This window comes from Brotonthovivens ammoniilytica, from assembly GCF_025566885.1.
Lineage (GTDB): Bacteria > Bacillota > Clostridia > Lachnospirales > Lachnospiraceae > Brotonthovivens > Brotonthovivens ammoniilytica.
On sequence record NZ_JAOQJQ010000004.1, the window covers coordinates 181,857 to 202,730 of the forward strand.

General features: G+C 42.3%; 21 protein-coding genes. 6 read left to right on the top strand and 15 right to left on the bottom strand.

The genetic code is table 11. The annotated features are described in order from the left end of the window. Nucleotides 1-4 precede the first annotated feature (4 nt). Nucleotides 5-439, top strand: a complete 435-nt coding sequence (locus OCV88_RS10760; RefSeq protein WP_158425514.1) for a GatB/YqeY domain-containing protein — start codon at nucleotides 5-7, stop codon at nucleotides 437-439. Between the two features lie 120 nt (nucleotides 440-559). Here OCV88_RS10760 and OCV88_RS10765 read toward each other — a convergent pair whose 3' ends face one another. The 3 genes from OCV88_RS10765 to OCV88_RS10775 all read right to left on the bottom strand — a co-directional run bounded on the left by OCV88_RS10765 (nucleotide 560) and on the right by OCV88_RS10775 (nucleotide 4,059). Further along, nucleotides 560-1,732, bottom strand: coding sequence for a C40 family peptidase (locus OCV88_RS10765; RefSeq protein ID WP_158425515.1), 1,173 nt, complete (start codon nucleotides 1,730-1,732; stop codon nucleotides 560-562). Between the two features lie 318 nt (nucleotides 1,733-2,050). Continuing rightward, nucleotides 2,051-3,607, bottom strand: coding sequence for a DUF3794 and LysM peptidoglycan-binding domain-containing protein (locus OCV88_RS10770; RefSeq protein WP_158425516.1), 1,557 nt, complete (start codon nucleotides 3,605-3,607; stop codon nucleotides 2,051-2,053). 26 nt (nucleotides 3,608-3,633) lie between these two features. Beyond that, nucleotides 3,634-4,059 carry a protease complex subunit PrcB family protein gene (locus tag OCV88_RS10775; RefSeq protein ID WP_158425517.1) on the bottom strand — a complete coding sequence of 142 codons (426 nt, stop codon included), beginning with the start codon at nucleotides 4,057-4,059 and terminating at the stop codon, nucleotides 3,634-3,636. Nucleotides 4,060-4,168: 109 nt separating this feature from the next. On the opposite strand from OCV88_RS10775, the gene OCV88_RS10780 reads away from it, so the two are divergent. From OCV88_RS10780 to OCV88_RS10790, 3 genes are read left to right on the top strand one after another with little or no spacing between them, the layout of a single operon-like run. After that, complete coding sequence (locus tag OCV88_RS10780) at nucleotides 4,169-4,906, top strand: lysophospholipid acyltransferase family protein (protein ID WP_158425518.1); 738 nt, start codon at nucleotides 4,169-4,171, stop codon at nucleotides 4,904-4,906. Between the two features lie 13 nt (nucleotides 4,907-4,919). Beyond that, nucleotides 4,920-5,894: a Gfo/Idh/MocA family protein gene (locus OCV88_RS10785; RefSeq protein ID WP_158425519.1), complete on the top strand. Its 975-nt coding sequence runs from the start codon at nucleotides 4,920-4,922 to the stop codon at nucleotides 5,892-5,894. 34 nt (nucleotides 5,895-5,928) lie between these two features. Next, on the top strand, nucleotides 5,929-6,441 hold the full coding sequence (locus OCV88_RS10790) for a nitroreductase family protein (RefSeq protein ID WP_158425520.1): 513 nt from the start codon (nucleotides 5,929-5,931) through the stop codon (nucleotides 6,439-6,441). A 140-nt stretch (nucleotides 6,442-6,581) separates the two neighbouring features. On the opposite strand, the gene OCV88_RS10795 is transcribed toward OCV88_RS10790, so the two are convergent. The 4 genes from OCV88_RS10795 to OCV88_RS10810 all read right to left on the bottom strand — a co-directional run bounded on the left by OCV88_RS10795 (nucleotide 6,582) and on the right by OCV88_RS10810 (nucleotide 10,610). Next, nucleotides 6,582-7,313, bottom strand: a complete 732-nt coding sequence (locus OCV88_RS10795; protein WP_158425521.1) for a GDSL-type esterase/lipase family protein — start codon at nucleotides 7,311-7,313, stop codon at nucleotides 6,582-6,584. A gap of 31 nt (nucleotides 7,314-7,344) precedes the next feature. Next, complete coding sequence (locus tag OCV88_RS10800) at nucleotides 7,345-7,797, bottom strand: hypothetical protein (protein WP_158425522.1); 453 nt, start codon at nucleotides 7,795-7,797, stop codon at nucleotides 7,345-7,347. A 318-nt stretch (nucleotides 7,798-8,115) separates the two neighbouring features. Continuing rightward, a complete protein-coding gene (locus tag OCV88_RS10805) occupies nucleotides 8,116-9,549 on the bottom strand; it encodes a UDP-N-acetylmuramoyl-tripeptide--D-alanyl-D-alanine ligase (RefSeq protein ID WP_158425523.1) in 1,434 nt (477 codons plus the stop codon). Nucleotides 9,550-9,557: 8 nt separating this feature from the next. Beyond that, complete coding sequence (locus tag OCV88_RS10810; RefSeq protein WP_158425524.1) at nucleotides 9,558-10,610, bottom strand: D-alanine--D-alanine ligase family protein; 1,053 nt, start codon at nucleotides 10,608-10,610, stop codon at nucleotides 9,558-9,560. A gap of 233 nt (nucleotides 10,611-10,843) precedes the next feature. Here OCV88_RS10810 and ymfI point away from each other — a divergent pair, with 233 nt between their 5' ends. Beyond that, entirely contained in the window at nucleotides 10,844-11,575 is a 732-nt protein-coding gene (ymfI, locus tag OCV88_RS10815; protein WP_158425525.1) for an elongation factor P 5-aminopentanone reductase, read from the top strand. Here ymfI and OCV88_RS10820 read toward each other — a convergent pair. Both OCV88_RS10820 and OCV88_RS10825 read right to left on the bottom strand, forming a co-directional pair. Further along, nucleotides 11,572-12,066: a phosphatase PAP2 family protein gene (locus OCV88_RS10820; RefSeq protein WP_158425526.1), complete on the bottom strand. Its 495-nt coding sequence runs from the start codon at nucleotides 12,064-12,066 to the stop codon at nucleotides 11,572-11,574. The genes ymfI and OCV88_RS10820 overlap by 4 nt on opposite strands. Nucleotides 12,067-12,241: 175 nt before the next feature. Continuing rightward, complete coding sequence (locus tag OCV88_RS10825; protein WP_158425527.1) at nucleotides 12,242-13,033, bottom strand: ZIP family metal transporter; 792 nt, start codon at nucleotides 13,031-13,033, stop codon at nucleotides 12,242-12,244. A 129-nt stretch (nucleotides 13,034-13,162) separates the two neighbouring features. Between OCV88_RS10825 and OCV88_RS10830 the strand changes: the two genes are divergently transcribed. After that, nucleotides 13,163-14,317 carry a DUF4317 domain-containing protein gene (locus tag OCV88_RS10830; RefSeq protein WP_158425528.1) on the top strand — a complete coding sequence of 385 codons (1,155 nt, stop codon included), beginning with the start codon at nucleotides 13,163-13,165 and terminating at the stop codon, nucleotides 14,315-14,317. A gap of 91 nt (nucleotides 14,318-14,408) precedes the next feature. Here the strand turns inward: OCV88_RS10830 and OCV88_RS10835 are convergent, their stop codons facing one another. The 6 genes from OCV88_RS10835 to OCV88_RS10860 form a co-directional block, all read right to left on the bottom strand. Continuing rightward, the gene (locus OCV88_RS10835; protein WP_158425529.1) at nucleotides 14,409-15,293 is read right to left on the bottom strand and encodes a LysR family transcriptional regulator; all 885 of its coding nucleotides are present in this window, start codon (nucleotides 15,291-15,293) and stop codon (nucleotides 14,409-14,411) included. A gap of 170 nt (nucleotides 15,294-15,463) precedes the next feature. Continuing rightward, nucleotides 15,464-16,384, bottom strand: coding sequence for a homoserine O-acetyltransferase MetA (gene metA, locus OCV88_RS10840; RefSeq protein ID WP_158425530.1), 921 nt, complete (start codon nucleotides 16,382-16,384; stop codon nucleotides 15,464-15,466). A 96-nt stretch (nucleotides 16,385-16,480) separates the two neighbouring features. Beyond that, nucleotides 16,481-17,500: a UDP-glucose 4-epimerase GalE gene (galE, locus tag OCV88_RS10845; protein ID WP_158425531.1), complete on the bottom strand. Its 1,020-nt coding sequence runs from the start codon at nucleotides 17,498-17,500 to the stop codon at nucleotides 16,481-16,483. Between the two features lie 26 nt (nucleotides 17,501-17,526). After that, entirely contained in the window at nucleotides 17,527-18,381 is an 855-nt protein-coding gene (locus tag OCV88_RS10850) for a nitroreductase family protein (protein ID WP_158425532.1), read from the bottom strand. Between the two features lie 103 nt (nucleotides 18,382-18,484). Then, complete coding sequence (locus tag OCV88_RS10855; protein WP_158425533.1) at nucleotides 18,485-19,348, bottom strand: undecaprenyl-diphosphate phosphatase; 864 nt, start codon at nucleotides 19,346-19,348, stop codon at nucleotides 18,485-18,487. Between the two features lie 121 nt (nucleotides 19,349-19,469). After that, nucleotides 19,470-20,855, bottom strand: coding sequence for an MATE family efflux transporter (locus tag OCV88_RS10860; RefSeq protein ID WP_158425534.1), 1,386 nt, complete (start codon nucleotides 20,853-20,855; stop codon nucleotides 19,470-19,472). Nucleotides 20,856-20,874 lie beyond the last annotated feature (19 nt).

Below are 20,874 nucleotides of genomic sequence, written 5' to 3' on the forward strand. Positions count from 1 at the left end.
CATTATGGATATGCAGACATTACAAAAAGATATGATCTCTGCTATGAAAGCAAGGGACAAGGCCCGCAAGGACGCCATTTCTTCTCTGATTTCCGCTGTGAAGAAAACAGCCATCGACGAAGGATGCAGAGATAATATTCAGCCGGAACTTGTTGACTGTGTTATTTTAAAGGAATTAAAAAGCGTAAAGGAACAGGTTGATTCCTGCCCGGCAGACCGGACGGAATTAAAAGCAGAATATGAAAACCGCTTCCAGGTTATTTCCGAATACGCACCCAGACTGTTATCTGCCGAAGAAGTAAAGGCAATTATTACAGAAAAATTTGCAGATGTTCTTGCTTCCAAAAACAAAGGCCAGATCATGAAAGCCGTCATGGGAGAATTAAAGGGAAAAGCAGACGGAAAAGTAATCAATCAGGTAGTAGGGGAGCTGTTATAAAAAACTATTTCACCTCAGCTCCTGACAAAGAATCTTATAATAAAAGCGTTTGAAGGCGGAATGATAAAATCATTTCCCTTCAAACGCTTTTATTTATCACTTATTCAATTAGAAGACAAACTAGAAAATTCTTCTAACTGCTAAAATTCTCTTATAGTTGGCTGGTGAAGTATATTTAATACCATCCTTTTTATTAGATGCATGTACGACAGTATTATTGCCGGCATAGATGGCAACATGGCCGCTGTAGCAGATAATATCTCCCGGCTGCATATCTGTTACGGATACGCCTCTTCCCACGCCTCTTAATGCACTGGATGAATGCGGTAAGGAAACACCGAAATGTTTGTAAACACTCATAACAAATCCTGAACAGTCAGCGCCGTTTGTCAAACTTGTTCCTCCCCATACATATGGATTACCAACAAACTGGCTGGCATAATTTACAACTGCCTGCCCGGATTTGGAACCGGATGTTGAAGAACTGGATGAAGAACTAGAAGAAGAACTTCCGTTATCTTTCTTTGAAGAGCTTGAGGAAGATCCTTTATTTCCGGATGAAATATTTGAAGCCCCCGCGCTTGTTTTTGTCCCGCTGTTAGACTGCTGGGAAAGCACCGCGTTCTGCTCATCAATTGTAGCTTTATACTCAGCCGCCAGCTGTTTTGCCTGGCTTAACTGGCTGTCAAAATCTGACAGCTGTGTTTTTTTGCTGGAAATTGTCTTATTCAGAGAGTTCTGCTGTTCTTTTAGAGATTCTTTATTCTCTTCTAGCTGAGACTCATCTTCTTTTACCTGTTTTACAAGGCTTTCTACTTCTGCCTTTGTTGACTGATACTCTGTCAGCAGATTTCTGTCATATTCATAAATATCATTAAAATAGCTTACTTTATTAATAACATCTGTAATACTGTTGGATGATAACAGAGCAGTCAGGATGGAGTTATCGCCATTTTCGTACATAAATTTAATACGTTTCTTCATGGCCTCATACTGTTTTTCTTCTTCTTCCTGTGCCACCTTCAAATCAGCCTGGGCTTTCTGAAGTTCTGCTTTCTTTTCTGTAATTTCATCATTAATAACATCTATATCAACTAACAGATTAACAAGCTCAGAATCCAGAGAATCAATCTCTTTTTGTAATGCGCTCTGCTTACTTTCAATGCTGCTGATCTGTGCATTTGCTGAATTTAATCCGCTTTTTGCATCTGATGACGGAGCAGCTCCTACAATCTGACAACTGCCGACAATCATTGATAATGCCAAAACAAGGGTTAATACTTTTCTTTTCATTGCAGCCTCCTTTATCTTTTGCAATTATATCACTCTCATTGTACTTTTTCAACCTAAAAAGACATTTTCCAGCAATAAACAATTAAGATTTGTAATATTTCTGTAATATATGTATGATGAAACTCCAGTATTTTATGAAACCTGCCTGAAACTTTAGTGAAAATTCCGGTAAAGCAGGCAAGTGTGCCAATGAAAAATTTCCAAACAAAAAAGCCGGTCGCTCCATGCTTTAACACTCCTGCAATGCCTTATGGCCCCACAGCAAATAAACGTCTCCGGAATGTCAAAACTCCCGGAAGACGTTTATTATGCCAGCTATTATCTTACCTGTTTTAAAAGCAGAATCGTTGTCCCTTCCGGAAGCGGTTCATCCGGAAGCTGATTGGTCCTTTTAATTTCTGCAATCGTTGTATGGTTCTCTTTTGCAATTTTCCAGAGTGTATCCCCGGATTTTATCCGAAGTCCTGTCATACCCGGCATCCGCTGTATTTCTTCCATATCTGCCGGCGTCTCTTCCACTGTTTTAATCCTTTCAATTTCTTCCGGTTTAAATACAATGACATTAAAGTCTGCTACTGACTGAATTTCCATCATACTGCCGCTTTTCATCATAACAGAAAGAAGCTCTATTCCGGTATTCAGTTCAAACCTGCAGTCTGGTGTAATCTGAGGGACTTCGATTTTATAACTGAAAGGAAGCATTCCTTCTACCGCGTCAAGAGGCGCCTGGTCTTCTTTTGTAAAATAAAGAATCTGGACATGTACGGCCCCTTCCGCTAAAATTCCGTCTTCCTGAATTTCCGTATGATCCAGCTGCACATTCCCAAAACAGCTGCAGATCTGAAGAATCTCTTTTTGTCCCTGTTCCAAAGTCAGGGTATCATTCACCTTGCACCTGGACTCATTTTTCATCAGCAGATGTTCTACTGTTACGGCTTCCCTCTGAGGAATCAGAGTTTTATCCAAAGCATAGAGATCCCCAAGCATCTGCCTTTTCTGCTCTTCATATAAACGATACTCTACTTTCAGAATCCCATCCAGGGAAATTACTCTGGGTTCCCCTTCTAAATCTTCCTGGCTCTGTACATTCCATTCCTGCACATCAGCTTTTACATAACAGATATAATCCTGATCTGATTCCGGAACTTCAAGGCTTAAGGATACCGGTATAGAGGTCTCATGCCACTCAAGCCTTGCCTCCGGCTCCCCAATATACAGCATAGACACCGAAACCTCTCCCTGAACCTGAATCTTTCCGTTTGCCGGTCTGGCCTGTATTCCCTGAATCTGTACCTGTTTCCAGAGAATTTCATTTATATTGGGTTTATTTGCAGGAAGATCTATCTCTTCATGGATCCGGCACTGATCTTTTCCTTCCGCCTTTAAGTGGAGACAGTTTACAGACCGGTTTAAGACCTCCATGTTCTGGCCTCCCTCCATTTCCTCCGGAAATTCTTCTGTTGCAAATTCCGATACTACAGCCGATAAATCCAGCAGCGCCCGTACCCCCAGCTTTCTGGAATTTGTTACATTAATACTCAGATCCTCAAGCTCACAGGAAACCTGAGCAGAATCAAATTCCTGGGCTTCATCCACCGCCAGTGTCTCCTGAAAAGAAACCACTCCCTCAAGACTGCTGACTCCCAGCTCCACCTGCTCTGCCCGGTATAAAATCTCGAACTTCAGGTTCCCCTTTATGGATACATGTCCTTTGGTTACCTTGGTCTCCTCAATTCTGATCCGCCCCTGGCTCATAATCAGCGCTGAAAAGTCCGGTTTATAATCCGGAAGATTATAATCTTCATCAAAGGTAACCTGGGTTCTGGCCCTTCCTTTTATAATTTCCCTATGTAATGAAAATGTATTTAATTCCATAATTCCTCCTGCCTCTCACCTTATCTTTACTCAAATACCACATTTTCATCTACCGCCTCTGTTTTAATTACAATATACGGATAGCTGACTGCCTCTTTTGTTTTTTCATCTTTTTTCGGTCCCACAAGATCCGCACCAAAATATACCGCATTGGATGAAAGATATAACTCCCTCATTTGTATGCTGTATCCTCCGGTTTCCTGCATTCCAAATCCTCTTGCGATGTACAGATATCCTTCATATGTATACGATACTTTAAAATCACCTTCCTTTTTCTCCTCGATCTCCTCCATTAACGGGTCCGGCACTTCCTCTGGCTCCAGCACGGTATAATCTAAATCTCTGATTTTTTTACTGTCCTTTTTTTCCATACCGCAGGCTGTAATCATTGTGCTCAACAGTAACAGACTTACAATCAATACTATAATTTTTCGATACATGTTCCATACCACGCAATTCTTTCCTTATAGTCTATTCGCCTGCATTCCATTTTATTATTGTATTTCTACATTTCAATCGTTATAATAAGATGATGCAAAATTGAAAGAGAGGTTTCTACCTATGATAAGAACCATTTTCGGCGTATTATTCGCTGTAGTTTATCTCATTATCGGGATCCCCGTTCTGTTTATTGAATGGATCATCGGAAAAATCAACAAACATGCTATGGATATCAGCAGTCTTCGGTTGGTGCAGTGGGCCTTCCGGGTCATTGCAAAAATCTGCGGCATCAAGCTGACTGTCCTGGGTCAGGAAAATCTTCCAAAGGACCAGCCGGTATTATATATAGGAAATCACAGAAGCTATTTTGATATTATTCTGTCCTACTCCCTCTGTCCGGACCTTACCGGATACATTGCCAAAGATACTCTGGAAAAAGTACCTCTTCTTAATATCTGGATGAAACGGCTTTACTGCCTGTTTATGAACAGAGACGATATGAAGCAGAGTCTGAAAACCATTCTCAAAGGCGCTGAATATGTGAAACAGGGTGTATCTATCTGTATCTTCCCGGAAGGCACCCGGAATAAGGGAAAAGAAACGGAACTTCTTCCCTTTAAGGAAGGCAGCTTTAAAATTGCAGAAAAGACCGGATGCCCCGTCATCCCCATGGCAATCAGCAATTCAGCGGCTGTTATTGCAGATCATCCGCCTAAAGTTACCCCATGCCATATTATCATTGAATATGGCCAGCCTATTTACCCAAAAGAGCTTCCAAAGGAAGAACGAAAAAAACTTGGCAGCATTACGCAGCAGGTAATTCAGGAAATGCTTATTAAAAATGAAACTCTAATTTAAGGAGGAACCCCATATGAAGGAATACCGCTGGGCCGTCATCGGCTGTGGCGTCATTGCAAAAGAAATGGCAGAATCCATGAATAAACTGGGCAGAAGCTTTTATGGCGTCTGGAATCGGACGTTTGAAAAAGCCGAAGCATTTGCGAAGGAATATCAGATTCCCCATGTATACAAAAATGTCCGGGAACTGATAGAAGATACCTCTATAGATATTATCTACATAGCCACGCCCCATAACCTGCATTACCCCTTTTTGATAAAAGCATTAAACGCCGGCAGACATGTTTTGTGCGAAAAGGCAATCACCTTAAATTCATCAGAATTAAAGGAAGCTGTTATGCTCTCACAAGAACGAAATGTAATCCTGGCCGAGGCAATGACACTCTATCATCTGCCCCTCTACAAAAAACTTCACCAGCTGCTCCAGGAACAGACACTGGGCTCCCTGCGTTTTATTCAGATGAATTTTGGAAGTTATAAAGTATACGATATGACCAACCGCTTTTTCTGCAGAGAACTGGCCGGAGGCGCACTGCTTGATATTGGTGTATACGCATTATCCTTTATCCGCTGGTTTTTATCCGCCGCACCAGATCAGATTACATCCCAGGTAAAACTGGCCCCCACCGGCGTAGATGAGCAGGCCGGTATCCTGCTGACAAATCCCGCCGGAGAAATGGCTTCTGTCTCCATGACCCTTCATGCAAAACAGCCTAAGCGCGGCATGGCCGCTTTTGATAAGGGATATCTTGAAATCTATAATTATCCCAGGGCCTGCCAGGCGGTTATCACTTACACAGAAGACGGTCATCAGGAAATTATTGATCTTGGCAATAGCGAAGACTCATTGATTTATGAAATCCAGGATATGGAAACTGCCGTATCCGGCGGTGAAAACCTTATGCATCTGGACTACACAACAGATGTCATGGACATTATGACAAAGCTCAGAAAAGACTGGGGTATCGTTTACCCGGAGGAAGAATAGACAAGTTTTAATCAGAAAAAGGAGGAACAAAGCAATGGAATTTAGGGAAGTTATTAAAAATCGTTATTCCTGCAAAAAATTTGACGGAAGAAAAGTAGACGCCGCGCAGCTTGATGCGATTTTACAGGCCAGCCGTCTAGCGCCTACTGCCAAAAACTTTCAGGAACAGCACATCTATGTAGTACAGTCAGAAGAAACATTAAAAAAGCTGGACCAGGTTACTCCCTGCCGCTATGGTGCAGCCACCTGCCTAGTAGTGGCATTTGACACCAGTAATGTATTTACATATCCAGGCGGCAAACGGGACTCCGGTGTGGAAGACGCCACCATTGCAGCAACTCATATGCTTCTGGCAGCCGCCAATGAAGGCGTGGACAGCTGCTGGATTAATTTCTTTGACCCGGAAGAAATGGCAAAAGTACTTGGACTGCCTGAAAATGAGGAAGTACTGATGCTGCTGGATCTTGGATACGCGGCAGAGGGAACCCTTCCAACTGCTACACACAATCAGCGAAAAGACCTGACAGAAACCGTCACCTGGCTGTAATTTAGTCTGATAATTTTCAGTTAGAAGGCGGATTTCGTTAAAAACGGCTGTGAGATTACTTTTTTCAGAAATCTCACAGCCATTTTTTTCTGTTATATATAAAAGTTTTGCAATTGAAAAAAATGCTGTCGCCCGGATAACTACAGTCCATTTAACAAAGCATTTTTTACTGTTTCGGCAATAGCCTGCGCTCCTCTCTCATTTGGATGAATGCCGTCATCCGTATACCATTCCGGGTGTCCTGCTGTTGCCTGACAAATGTCTATGAGATAAATACCTGCCTCTTTTGCAATTTCATTTACCACATCCCTGATTGCCTCAAGACGGGCTTCTGTGATTCCATACAAATATCCCTCCTCTGGCCAGTCCGGGGACTTATATGCGCTTGCAGGTGTACAGATATAGACATCCGGAGAGGAATCCAGTGACAGATAAGCTAAAAGCAGCTCCTTATACTGCTCTTTAAACACATCTTTTCCTTTCCAGTTTTCCGGTTTCGCATCATTAGTTCCAAGCATAAGTACAACAACATCCGGCTGCTCTAGCAGACTTTTCTTATATGCATCTGTCATCCGGTAGGAATCACTGCTTAAGTCCGAAACGGTTTTTCCGCTTACACCATAATTTTTTACAAGAAAATGCTCTCCCAGCATCCACGTAAGCTGCGCCGGATAACTATCTTTGTGGGGATCCGCTATCCCGGTTCCAAATGTGATACTGTCCCCTGCGCAGACAATTTTTTTATATCTATCTGCAGAGCCGGAAAAAATTCCCCATCCTCCGCTCTTAACTGCTGTCAGAATCCATATTACTGCCAGCACTGCCACAGCCAATCCTATTAAAATTCCATATCTGGCCGTCATATTCTTCATGGCTTAATATTCCTTTCAGTTTCCAATAGCATTAAGTCTCGCTCCTGCGAGACTCTGGTACAGGACTATCTGCTTCTTCCATTACAGACTCAATCCATGGTTCCAGCCAATCACGATCGCCTGTATAAAAAACCCCATCTATGATAAACTCCATGCCATTATTTCCTATTGTATGAACCTCTCCATTTTTCATTGTAACATAATAGGTAAAGCCGCCTCCCACCGGAACTTTGGGGTTTAATGTGAATCTTCCGGTACATTGATTGATCTTATCCGCAACTTCATCAAATTCATTAAGGCCAAACTCCTTATACCCCTCGCCCTCTACAGCCGGATGTACAGTCACTTCAATCTTAGCAATCTCTTCTGACTTAACAGTTTTCGCCCAATGCAGCGGCTTTCCAATTTTTATACATAAAATAAGCACGATAATAAGAGCCAGAATAAGAAACAGTAAACAAAACAGCTTTTTTTTACTTATCATAAAATTTGCTCCTTTCCTCTGCAGCTGAATACCACTCTAAATAAGCATTATTTTCAGCTGCCCTGTTGAGACACCATTACCAGCACCTGCATTCATTCCATTGAATATCCGATATTTCATTTTTACATTCATAATAATAGTATTTTCTTAACCTTAAAATACCACTATTTATTTAGAAATGCAATATATCTATTTTTAACAATATTTTAAAGATTCTATTACCGAAAGTAAAATTTGTAATAAACAAAAAATATCATAAATAAAAGAGCCGCCCTGAAAATATTATCCAGTAACGACTCTATTATTTATAAGCAAAATTCAAGTCTCGCTCTTGCGATCTTTATCATTTACCTTCTCACCCTCAGCCTGAGAAACCAGCGCTTCCACGACTTTCGGATATTCCATAAAATGAGAAGCCTTTACAAGAATCTGATCTCCCGCTTTTACATAAGCCAGCAAAGCTTCCGTCAATTCCTGTCTTGTTTTAAAATAGTGGACCTCCAGTCCTCCCTTTTTCGCCTCTTTGGTCATTTCTTCAGACAAAATGCCGCTGCAAAACAGCACATCAATCCCTTTTTGGGCGGCGTATGCCCCTACCTGTCCGTGAAGCTTTCGCGCTTCCGTCCCAAGCTCTCCCATATCGCCAAGAACTGCAATTTTTCTTCCATTTCCCAAGCTTAACACATCCAGGGAAGCCCGCATAGAAACCGGATTTGCATTATAACAGTCATCAATAATTGTCATGCCTTTCACATCCAGCAGATTTGTCCGTCCCTGAATGGTTTTGGCATGTTCAATTCCGGAAATGATCTCGTCTTTTGTCAGCCCCAGTGTCAGCCCAACACAGGCTCCTGCCAATGCATTGTATACATTATGCGCACCTGGAATCGGAATGTTTACAGTTCTTGTTTCATCTTCAAACTCCATAGAAACCCGCATTCCTTTTAATCCCAGATTTTGAATATCCCTGCCGGTCACCAGATAATCATCCTGCGCCTTTTTGGCCGTGCCATCTTCTGTAAAATACCGGATAGGTGTAACTCCATGAACCTTTCCGATCTTTGACAATTTATCATCATTCCCATTTAAAATAATGGTTCCGTCCTTTTTCAGGAAATCAAACATTTCTGACTTTGCTTTTAGGATTCCGTCTCTGGATTTTAAATTTTCCAGATGACAAAGTCCGATATTGGTCATAACGCAGATATCCGGCTTCGCCATTTTAGCCAGACGGTGCATTTCACCAAAATCAGAAATACCCATTTCCACAACTGCCGCCTGATGGCAGTCCCGGATTCTTAAAAGGGTCAATGGAAGTCCAATTTCATTATTAAAATTTCCTTCTGTTTTTAATACTTCAAATTTCTGGGACAAAACAGACGCAATCATTTCTTTCGTACTGGTTTTCCCAACACTGCCTGCAATCCCCACCACAGGTATAGTCAGCACCGAACGGTAATATTCCGCAATGTCTTTTAATGCCTGAGGTGTAGATTCCACCAGAATATACGGTCCGTCAGGATCCTGTAATTTAATCTCAGACAGCACTGCCGCTGCCCCATTCTCAAATACAGACGGAATAAATTTATGTCCGTCCACCTTCTCTCCCCGGATGGGGATGAACAGATATCCCGGCTGTACCTGACGGCTGTCAATCACCGCCCCAGCAATTTCTGTCTGTTTTTTTTCTTCCGGACCACAGTATCTTCCTTTACAGGCCGCTGCAATCTTTTCTAATGTCATATGTTTCATAGCATCACCTACTGATATTTTTTTAAGGAAATCCGAATCAACTCCTGGCACAGCTCTTCAAAACTCATGCCCACTGCCTGTGCTTCCTGGGGCAGCAGACTGGTTGGAGTCATCCCCGGCAATGTATTCGCTTCCAGACAGTATATTTCATTCTTTTCATTCAGCAGAAAATCTGAACGCGAATAAGTATTCAGCCCCAGCACCACTGCAATTTTTTCCGCATAATGCTGCATCTGCTTTGCAATCTCATCCGGAATATCTGCCGGGCAGGTTTCCACTGCACTCCCTGCTTTATATTTATTCTTATAATCATAAAATCCTTCCACCGGAGCGATTTCGATTACAGGAAGAGCCTGGCAATCTATCACGCCTACTGAAAATTCCCGGCCCTTTACATAGGATTCAATTACAATCTCATCTTCATATTTAAACGCTTCATCCAATGCAGCCTGATACTGGACTTCCGTTTCTACAATAGATACTCCAATACTGGATCCGCCGCAGCACGGCTTTACCACACAGGGAAATAAAAGCCCCGTTTGGGCAAAGGAATCCGTGCGCTTCGCCCTTTTCATGGAAATTCCTTTTGGTGTTGGAATCCCGTTAGCCTCAAACAGCTGCTTGCTCATACCTTTGTCCATAGCCAGAGCACTGCTTAAATAACCGGTTCCTGTATATTTTATACCAAACAGATCAAAAGCCGCCTGAATCTTTCCATTTTCACCATTTTCACCATGAAGTGCCATAAAGACGATATCCGCCCCCTGACACATACGAATAACATTGGGACCAAAAAAACAGTCCGACTGATCTGCTCTCATAGACTTGATCTTAGCAATATCCGGCGCTTCTGAAGTAATCTGTCCGGTCTTTACACTGACCTCTTCCCAGCGCTCAAATATATTGCTTACATCTTCCTCTTTATCACTGTATCCCATAAATACATCTAATAAAATAACCCTGTGGCCGCATTTACGTAAAGCCTGGCTGACCTGTGTACCTGTAATAAAAGAAACGTCACGCTCGGTGCTCAAACCGCCTGCCAAAACTATTATATCCATTTTAAGAGTCTCCTTATTATTTGTTTACTGATTATATTATTTCCTTTTAACATTTATTAACGCCGGCATTTATAACTGTTCGGCTATACAGCCGGCAAACAGTTGCACACATTTTGCTTCGTTTATACTAAACCATTTCTAATTAGAATACAATATGCTAAAATAAGCTCAATCTTAATTTTTATACAATAGCACACATTATATTATATAGAAAAAGAAAGGAATTTATTTTTATGATAAAAACCGTATTAATTACAGGTGCCTCCCACGGAATCGGAAAAGAAGCTGCCAGGCTTTTTGCCAGCAGACACTGGAATGTTTTCTTAAACTGCAAAACCTCTGCAAAGGATATGATAGCATTCTCTGAAGATTTATCCCGGACATATAAAACGGCCTGTACCCCGCTGATCTACGATATATCTGACGATGCCCAGGCGGAGGATATGTTCGCAGAAATTCATGCCATCTCAAAAGGCCCTGATGTGCTGGTAAATAATGCCGGCATTTCCTATATCGGTCTTCTTGATGCCATGAATATCGACGACTGGAACCGGGTAATAAACACCAATCTGACTTCCTTGTTTTCCTGCTGCAAACGGGCGATTCCCCATATGCTCCACGAAAAATCTGGAAAGATCATTAACATTTCATCTGTCTGGGGAAATGTGGGCGCTTCCTGCGAAGTAGCCTACTCGGCCTCTAAAGGAGGCGTTAATGCATTCACTAAAGCCCTTGCAAAGGAGCTGGCCCCCAGCAATATTCAGGTAAATGCCATCGCCTGCGGCGTTATAGACACCAGAATGAACCGTTGTTTTTCAGAAGATGAGCGGAGGGAACTTATGGAAGAAATTCCTGCCGGGCGCTTTGGCAGCCCTCAGGAAACGGCACAGCTTATTTATGACCTTGCCACAGGACACGATTATCTGACCGGTCAGATTATCTCCCTGGACGGCGGCTGGTGCTAAAATACATAAAACCCAAAAATCCCCGTTGCAATCCCCACTGCTGCTCCGGCTATAACATCTCTGGGAAAATGTACGCCTCCAATAACACGTACCGCCGCAAGCAGCACTCCAAGAGCCAGAAACAATATTCCCGCCAGGCTCCAGACAGTTCCAACCGCCATAGCTATCATAAAAATAGAAAAGGCATGGCGGCTTGGGAAGGACTGCCCCTTTTTTCTTCGTTTCAATAACGGATGAATATCCAAAACCTCATACGGTCTTTTAGCATTATATACTTTTCGAAAGCAGGTAACTGCAGCAAAAGCAATAGCCGGAATTAGAAACACTCTCCAGAAATTTTCATCCCGGCGGCTCACTTCCCATAGCAGCAGTCCAATATATGCTATGTAGGTCACAGCTGTCAGTATCTTATTTCCCTTTTCAATCACTCTCAGAGCCCGGGGCGTCTTTTTAAAGGGCTCTGAAATCTTTTCATACAGTTCCTTTGTCATCTGTCTTCTCCTGTATTTACATATTTTTTATATTTATATCTTTTTGTATTTGTATTTTTCTGTATTTGTACCTGCCTGTATTTCATTTATCTATTTCTGCATAATCTGCATTTTTTGTGAATCTGCCTATTACTATAACCTACTTCTGCAAAAATGTTCAAGAACTTTCAGCAGTTCAGCCCAGCGCCACATCCAAAATCATCATAATCAGAAATCCCCCCAGCGCCCCAAGCATTCCGGGGTTTACTCTCACCTCCCGATGGACCTGGGGTATCAGCTCTTCAATTACCACGTACATCATAGCTCCGGCAGCGAAGGATAAAAGCCAGGGCATCAGAGGTTCAACTGCTCCGGCAGCCAGAACTACCAAAACGCCAAACACCGGCTCCACAATTCCCGACATACTCCCATAGAGAAAGGCTCTCAAAGGGGAATGACCGCTTTGAAGCAGCGGCAGCGACACTGCAGCCCCCTCCGGGAAATTCTGAATACCGATTCCAGCTGCCAGAGCAATCGCCGCAGAAAAGGCCGCATCATTTCCTGCCTGCCCAGCAGCCATGGCAAAAGAAAGCCCTACTGCCATTCCTTCCGGAATATTATGAAGAGTAACCGCCCATACAAGCAGCGCCGAACTCTTTCTGGATACGATTCCCTCCCCTTGCTGCTGAAGCTTTGGATACAGTGTAGGAAGCAGAGCATCTAATACAATCAAAAACACCGCCCCCAGCACAAATCCTCCGGCGGCAGGAATCCAGCCAATCCCCCCATTAGCCGACGCTTTCTCAATAGCCGGAAGCAGAAGGCTCCAGATAGACGCAGCAATCATAACGCCCGCCGCAAATCCAAGAAATATTCTCTGTATTCCTTCATTCATCTGTTTCCGGAATATAAATACCATTGCAGCCCCGGCTGTTGTCATCAAAAAAGTAAATCCCGTACCCTGGGCCGCCCAAACAATCATCTGCATTTTTTGTCCACCTGAATAAACTAATCTGTTTTTATTTTATTCAGATTTCTTTTATCTGCGCCTGTCCCTTAAGTTATTTTTCTGATATAATAGCAACTGCCTGAACAGATTCATGAAGGAGTGATGAAAATGAATAAAAAAGAAGTTTCAGAAATTAAACGTTTATTTACCAAAGAGCGCTGTGCCATCAACCGCATCTGTGGCTGCTACATAGACACAGAAAAAGAAAAAAGACTGGAATTAAAAGAAGCATTTCTCTCTCTTCCGGAGGAAGAAATGTTCAAATATTTTGATATTTTCCGCAAAACCCTGTCCGGTACCATCGGAAAAAATCTTTTGAACATGCCTTTTCCCCTAGAACAGGAAATGGGAGACGGCACTCAGAAGTTTCTGCTGAAACTGCGGGACAGCGAGTTGAAGGATCAGGAACTTCTGGATGAATTTTATGATAAAATTATTGAAACCTACTATCATCCGGAAAACTACTTTATTATCCTGATTCATGGTTCATATGATATCCCTCAGCGGACTTCTGACGGACTAGAAATGGATGATGCCTCAGATTATATCTACAATTTTATCCTGTGCAGTATCTGTCCTGTAAATCTGTCCAAGGCGGGGTTGTGTTACAATGCAGAAACCAACAATATCGAAGACCGCATCCGTGACTGGATTGTGGAGATGCCGGAACTGGGATTTTTATTCCCTGCCTTTAACGACAGAAACAGCGATGTCCACAGCCTGCTTTATTATTCTAAAAATTCCAAGGAATTTAACAGTGAAATTGTAGAGCAGATTTTAGGCTGCACAGAGCCCCTCCCTGCAGATGCTCAAAAAGAATCCTTCGACTCTATTATAGAAGATACCTTCGGCACAGACTGCACCCTGGAAACTATCCGCATGGTTCATGATAACCTGAATGAAATGATAGAAGAGGCTGCAGATAGTCCCGATCCGGTTATCCTTGACAAGGCTGATGTAAAGACGCTCCTTTACCACAGCGGCGCCACAGAGGAAAATCTGGAGCATTTTGAAGAACAGTACGATACATTTGTAGGAGAAAAGGCAACAGTAATGGCTTCTAACATCACTAATACCAGGAAATTTGAAATCAAAACTCCCGATATTACCGTGAACGTAAACCCTGACCGCACCGATCTTGTGGATACCCGCGTCATCAACGGCAAAAGGTGCCTTGTAATTGAGATTAACGATCAGGTGGAAGTCAATGGCATTCATGTTTTCCCGGAAGACGATTCCGAGAATCTTGATATTCCATTCTAGATCTAAACCAGACAGGTCTTAGAAGGATTGAAAAATCAGTCCTTCTGAGGCCTGCTTTTGTTATTTTTTATACCTGTTCCCGCCACGTTATTTACACAAGATATTCTTTTGACATCTGTAAAAATGCCCGCAGCGCCGGCGTTGCCCATTTATTTTTACTGTAAATTACCTGAATCCACATGGATAAACTGTAATCCTTCACCTTAAGCAGCGCAATCTTTTCTTTTCTCAGCGCATCTTCCAGTGTAAATTCAGGAAGCAGTGAAATTCCGATATTGTCCACAACACTGTCTATAATCATCTGGGTATACCCTACCTCCTGAACATTGCGTACCACAATTCCCCGGCCGGACAAAAACTGCTGAAATGCTTTTCTGTAATTACACCCTTCCTCCACCTGTATAAAGGACTCTTTGGTTAGTTCATCAATGGTTACCTCTTTCTTTGAGGCAAAGGGATGCCCGGAGGAACAGAAAAAAGAAATTTTAGTCTCCAGCACATGAGCTGTCTCCCAATATGGGCGGACTACCTTTTTATCCAGAGTTAAAATCACATCCAGCGTACCTTTTTCCAGCATATCCATACACTCTAATGTGGTGGCCACTACAATAGTAAGACAAACCTCAGGAAATCTTTTCATAAAAGCCTTAAAAATACCCATATATCTTGAAGCGCAGATACTCTCCATGACACCAATCCGGATCTGTCCTCTTGGCTCTTTGTCATTTGTAAAATGCTCCACCGCCATCTCCTCACACTTTAAAATTTCATACGCATACCGCTGAAATTCTACTCCAGCCGCCGATAAGCATACTCTCTTCCCATTTCTCTCAAACAATTCCACCTGCAGTTCCTGCTCTAAGGTCTGAATCTGTGTGGTTACTGTGGACTGGGCATAACCAAGCGCTGCAGCCGCCCTGGAAAAATTTCCAATCTCCGATACTTTTATAAACGTTCTGATATTTCTAATTTCCATTATTTTCCCTTATCATTTTTTTTAATAAAACATATCAATTATTTCAATTTTACAGATATATTGTAGTGTGGTATTATCTTTTTGTAAAGCAAAGAATTAAAAAATTACCTTTTTACAACTCTCAACACAAAGAAAAAGCGGACTCGCAAGAGTCCGTTTTTTTGTACTTTTTATAACACAGTTCCCTTTAAATCATAAGGTGTCGTCTGATAAACATAATAATTCAGCCAGTTAGAAAACATCAGCTGTCCGGCAGAACGCCAGTTTACAACAGGTGTCTTTGACGGGTCATCATCAGGAAAGTAATTTACGGGCACTTCCGGATTCAGCCCCCGCTGTACATCTCTTTCATATTCAAGAGCCAGTGTGTTCCGGTCATATTCCAAATGACAGGTCACAAAAAAGTGACTGGAATCTCTCGATTTTACAATGGTAACCCCCGCTTCCTCAGAGGATGCAATCAGCTCTAGCTGCGGTACTGCAAGCACATCTTCCTCCGATACGCCCATAGCTCTAGAATGAGGTGCAAAAAACACATCATCAAATCCACGAAATAACGGAGAACTGGCTTTTTTCACCTGATTTTCATATACCCCGGATAACTTCTTATCAAGGTCGCACTTCTGAATCCCATAATGATAATAAAGTCCCGCATAGGCCCCCCAGCAGACATGCATGGTACAGTGGACATGCTCCTTACTCCACTCCATAATTGTACAGAGCTCTTCCCAGTAATCCACATCCTCATATGCCACATTATCAAGAGGCGCTCCGGTTATGATCATACCGTCAAACCACCGGTCTTTTACCTGGTCAAAAGTCGTGTAAAACGTCTCCATATGATTGGAATCCACATGCTGAGGCGTATAGCTTGCCGTCTGCAGAAACTCTACCTTCACCTGAAGCGGTGTATTAGACAGCTTGCGCAGCAGCTGTGTCTCCGTCACAATCTTTGTAGGCATCAGATTCAAAATCAGAACATTTAAAGGACGTATATCCTGATGCATCGCCCGAAACTCTGTCATTACAAATATATTTTCACTTTCCAGCACTGCAGTGGCCGGAAGGGAATCCGGTATTTTAATCGGCATTGCCATCTCTCCTAACTTCCTGGTGATTATTTTAAGAATATTGCTACCATTTTATCTGCAATTCTCTAATAAATCAAGTGAAATGCCGGTTTTTTCTTATTCTTCATATCCATTTGGGTTTTTACTCTGCCAGTTCCAGGAATCCGCACACATTTCTTCAATTCCATACTGCGCACTCCACCCAAGCTCCTCTTTCGCTTTTTTGGGGGCACAATAGCAGGTAGCAATGTCCCCGGGACGGCGGGGCTTAATCTGGTATGCAATATCATGGCCGCATGCTTTTTCAAAAGCGTGCAGAACCTGTAACACACTGTATCCCTTTCCCGTTCCAAGGTTATAAATACAAACCCCAGCATTTTCTTTGAGCTTCTCAACTGCCTTTACATGACCTGCCGCCAGATCTACTACATGAATATAATCCCGCACACCGGTTCCATCCGGAGTATCATAATCATCACCAAATACTCCCAGACATTCCAGCTTTCCGATTGCCACCTGAGCAATATACGGAAGCAGATTATTGGGAATCCCTTTGGGATCCTCTCCAATCATACCGCTTTTATGAGCTCCAATTGGATTAAAGTAACGGAGCAGTACTACATTCCACTCAGGATCTGCCGTATGAATATCTGTAAGAACCTGTTCTAACATACTTTTAGTCCAGCCATAGGGATTTGTAGGCTGTCCTTTCGGGCATTCCTCGGTAATGGGAATCATTACCGGATCTCCGTAAACAGTTGCGCTGGAGCTGAAAATAATATTCTTTACATTATGATTTCTCATAACATCACAAAGAATCAGTGTTCCTGTAATATTGTTATGATAATACTCCATGGGTTTAGCCACCGATTCTCCCACAGCCTTAAGACCTGCAAAATGAATCACTGCCTCAATATCATCATGGGCATCAAAAATCCGGTCCAGGGAATCTTTATCTAAAATATCATTTTCGTAAAATGCCACTGTCTTTCCTGTGATTTCCTCCACACGATCCACTGCTTTTTTACTGGAATTAGAAAGATTATCAACGATCACAACCTCATAACCCTTCTGTAATAATTCCACGCAGGTGTGGCTTCCAATATACCCTGCTCCTCCTGTTACTAATATCTTCATATTATAATTCCTTTCTCAATGGTAATCTAAAATGTCAGTCTGTGAATTTTTGCCTTGCCTTCTTTTTGTACACCTCTTGCATAAGAAAACTCCGGATAGCCAAAACCGATAGCCGCTCCCACATGGTGGTCCTCCGGAATCTTAAGCTTCGCTTTTATCTCAGGCATATTATTTAAAACATTTAACGGATATTTCAATATAACCGCTCCCATCTGCCGCGCTGCGCACATCAGTTCAAAATACGTACTGATAATGGTGGTATCTTCCCCGCAGGAACCAAATTTCTTCGGCATATGTACAATTAGTAAATGAGGTGCTGAACAAAACAGCATATCTCCATTCATGGCCTGCTGCTCTCTGTCCTTCATAATCTGGTAGGATTCTTCATCAAAAGAACGGGCATATATCCCCTCACCGGCTTGACGTTCCATCTCATCATGCACCATTTTCTGAAATTTCTTCATCTCTTCTCTGTCGTCTATTAATGTATACTCCGCTTTCTGCTTATTTCCTCCTGTAGGTGCATTCTCCAGCACCTTAAACATTTCTTCCAGCTCTTTTTTATCTACATTTCTATCCTGAAAATGACGACAGGATCTTCTCCCTGCAATCAGAGAATCTATCATCTTGGCTGCTCCGTCCCCGGCCATAGGCAGACTATTTTCGGGAACTTTTCCCAGTACCGATACCGCCCCTTGAGGACAGACTGCAAGACAATGCTGGCATCCCCAGCATCCATACCAATCCAGAGTTTTGACTTCTTTTATCTGAGCTTTCCGATCCTGCCCCAGCTCTATCAGCATAGCCGGACAGGCTCTGACACACAGACCGCATCCAATGCACATCTCTTTGTCTACTTTAAAATCTGCAAGATTGTTCATTTTTAAACCTTCTTTCAAAATTTTATCGGTTATAGCTTCTATTTTATTTGATATTTCACTGTTCGTCCAGTAAAATCAAATATCTTTGGTTTTTAGCTATTTATCAAAACATTGCTTTTGCGGCAAAAAATACAAGCACCAGTATACCCAGCACAATCCGATACCATCCGAAAACTTTGAAATCATGTTTCTTAATATAATTCATCAAAAATTTGATGACAATAATAGATACCACAAAGGCTACTGCCATACCGGTCAGCAGAATCACTGCTTCTGTGGCAGTAAAATCAAATCCAAACTGAAGTATCTTTAACAGACTGGCGCCAAACATAACAGGGATCGCCAGATAAAATGTAAATTCTGCTGCTGCCACCCTGGAAACCCCAATTAAAAGCGCTCCCACAATGGTAGCTCCGGATCTGGAGGTTCCCGGAAAAATTGCCGCAATCAGCTGAAAAATTCCAATCATCAAACACATCTGGTAGGAAATCTGAGCCACTGACTGCACCCGGCTTCTTCTTCCCTTGTGTTTATTTTCAATAATAATAAATGCTATACCAAACACAATAAGGGCGATGGCAACGGTTTCATAATTATAAAACATTGCTTCAAATGTATCATTAAACGCCAGTCCGATGACAGCTGCCGGAATACAGGCAATTATAATTTTAATCCAGAGGTGGATAATATCCATTTTAACAAAAGACAAAGGCCCCCTCCCGGCCAGGGGAGCCTGATTATTTTTCCTTCCAAAAGGCCAGATCTTATGCCAGAATACAACCACAACAGCCAGAATGGCACCAAGCTGAATGACAACTTCAAACATACGAAAAAAGGCTTCTGATACATCCAGCTTCACGAACTCATTTAACAGTATCATATGTCCGGTGCTGCTAATAGGAAGCCATTCTGTAATTCCTTCTACAATACCAAACAATACGGCTTTTAAAATTTCCATTAATTCCATATATAAACTCCTGTTTCTTTTTTACCTCTAATTCTATTCCAAATTTTTCTTTTGTAAACCATTTTTACCAAATCATAAGAAAGAAAAAAGAAAGTGTCTGTCGAAAACACTTTTGTTTCCGCTAATCTGTTTCCCCTTCTGTTCTTTTCTCTCCCCCCGTCAGCCTGCGTATCCAGTTGTATCTGTTCACTTTTATAAACGCAGGAAGACATTTAAAAATCTGATCGGAATTAATAAACAGCACAACCACAATCGTAGGCAGCTTCCACCAGAATGCCGCCATAAACGACAGCGGATACATAATACACCAAATGCTGATTAAATCCAGCTTCAGATAAAAGGTGGTATCTCCGCCGCCCCGGATGATTCCTCCAATGGTCGGCATCTGATACGAGGTACCAATTGCAATAAAGCTCAGCATAATAATAATCTGACTGGCCAGCTTCAATGACTCCTCATTCAGTGAATAGAAGCTTAAAATCGGCACTCTTAAAATATTCAGCCCAAGGCAGATCGTCAGTCCCACTACAAGGAAGACTACCTGCAGTGTCCGGCTGTATTCTTTTACCTTATCCAGTTTCCCCATACCAATAGTCTTTCCTATTACTACTGATGTAGCGGAAGCAGAACCGATGGCGATAATTTTCAAAAACTGAAACAGTGTCGCCGCTGCGCTGTTGGCCGCTATGGCATTGGTATCTAAATGTCCTAAAATAGCCGTCTGCATTGCCTGGGAGACCCCGAAAAGTCCCTGAATCACCACTACCGGAAGACTGATTCTTAAAAAGCTGCCAAGCATCTGGTGATCCCTCCTGAGAAATTCTTTCCATTTTACATGCAGCTTTTTGTCACCAAATGCAACATAGCAGGCAACAATGAAAAGCTCTACAGCTCTTGCAGCCAGTGTTCCCACAGCGGCTCCCCGGATTCCCATTTCAGGCGCCCCAAAGTTACCAAAGATCAGCATATAATTGATCCCCACATTTATGATCAATGTGGACAGTGAAACAAAAAAAGCGATTCTGACCGTTTCCACACTGCGCAGCATAGCCAGCAGAACATTTGTAATGGCAAATAGCAGATAGGTAAAACGCATCAGAGATAAATACTCTGTTCCACAGGCTATAATTGCAGGATCCTTTGTAAATATTTCCAGAATCTGCTCCGGAAACAGCGAGGCAGCTGCCGTCAGAATCAATCCTCCTACTATAGCAATTCTAAGGGCAATACCCGCAAGCTTTTTAATAGGACCGGTTTCCCCTTTTCCCCAATACTGTGCAGATAATACTACCAGCCCTTCTCCCAGGCCTACTACAACCTGCTGCCAGACAAATTGTATCTGATTTACTGCTGCGGCACCGGAAAGTTCATTTTGCCCATAGCTTCCAAGCATGACATTATCCGCCAGATTGACACTGTAGGAAATCAGATTCTGCACCACAAGAAGTCCCATCAAGGAAAAAAAAGTCCGGTAAAACTGTTTGTCTTTTGTCAATAATTTACTCATATTCTGTCTATACTCCTGT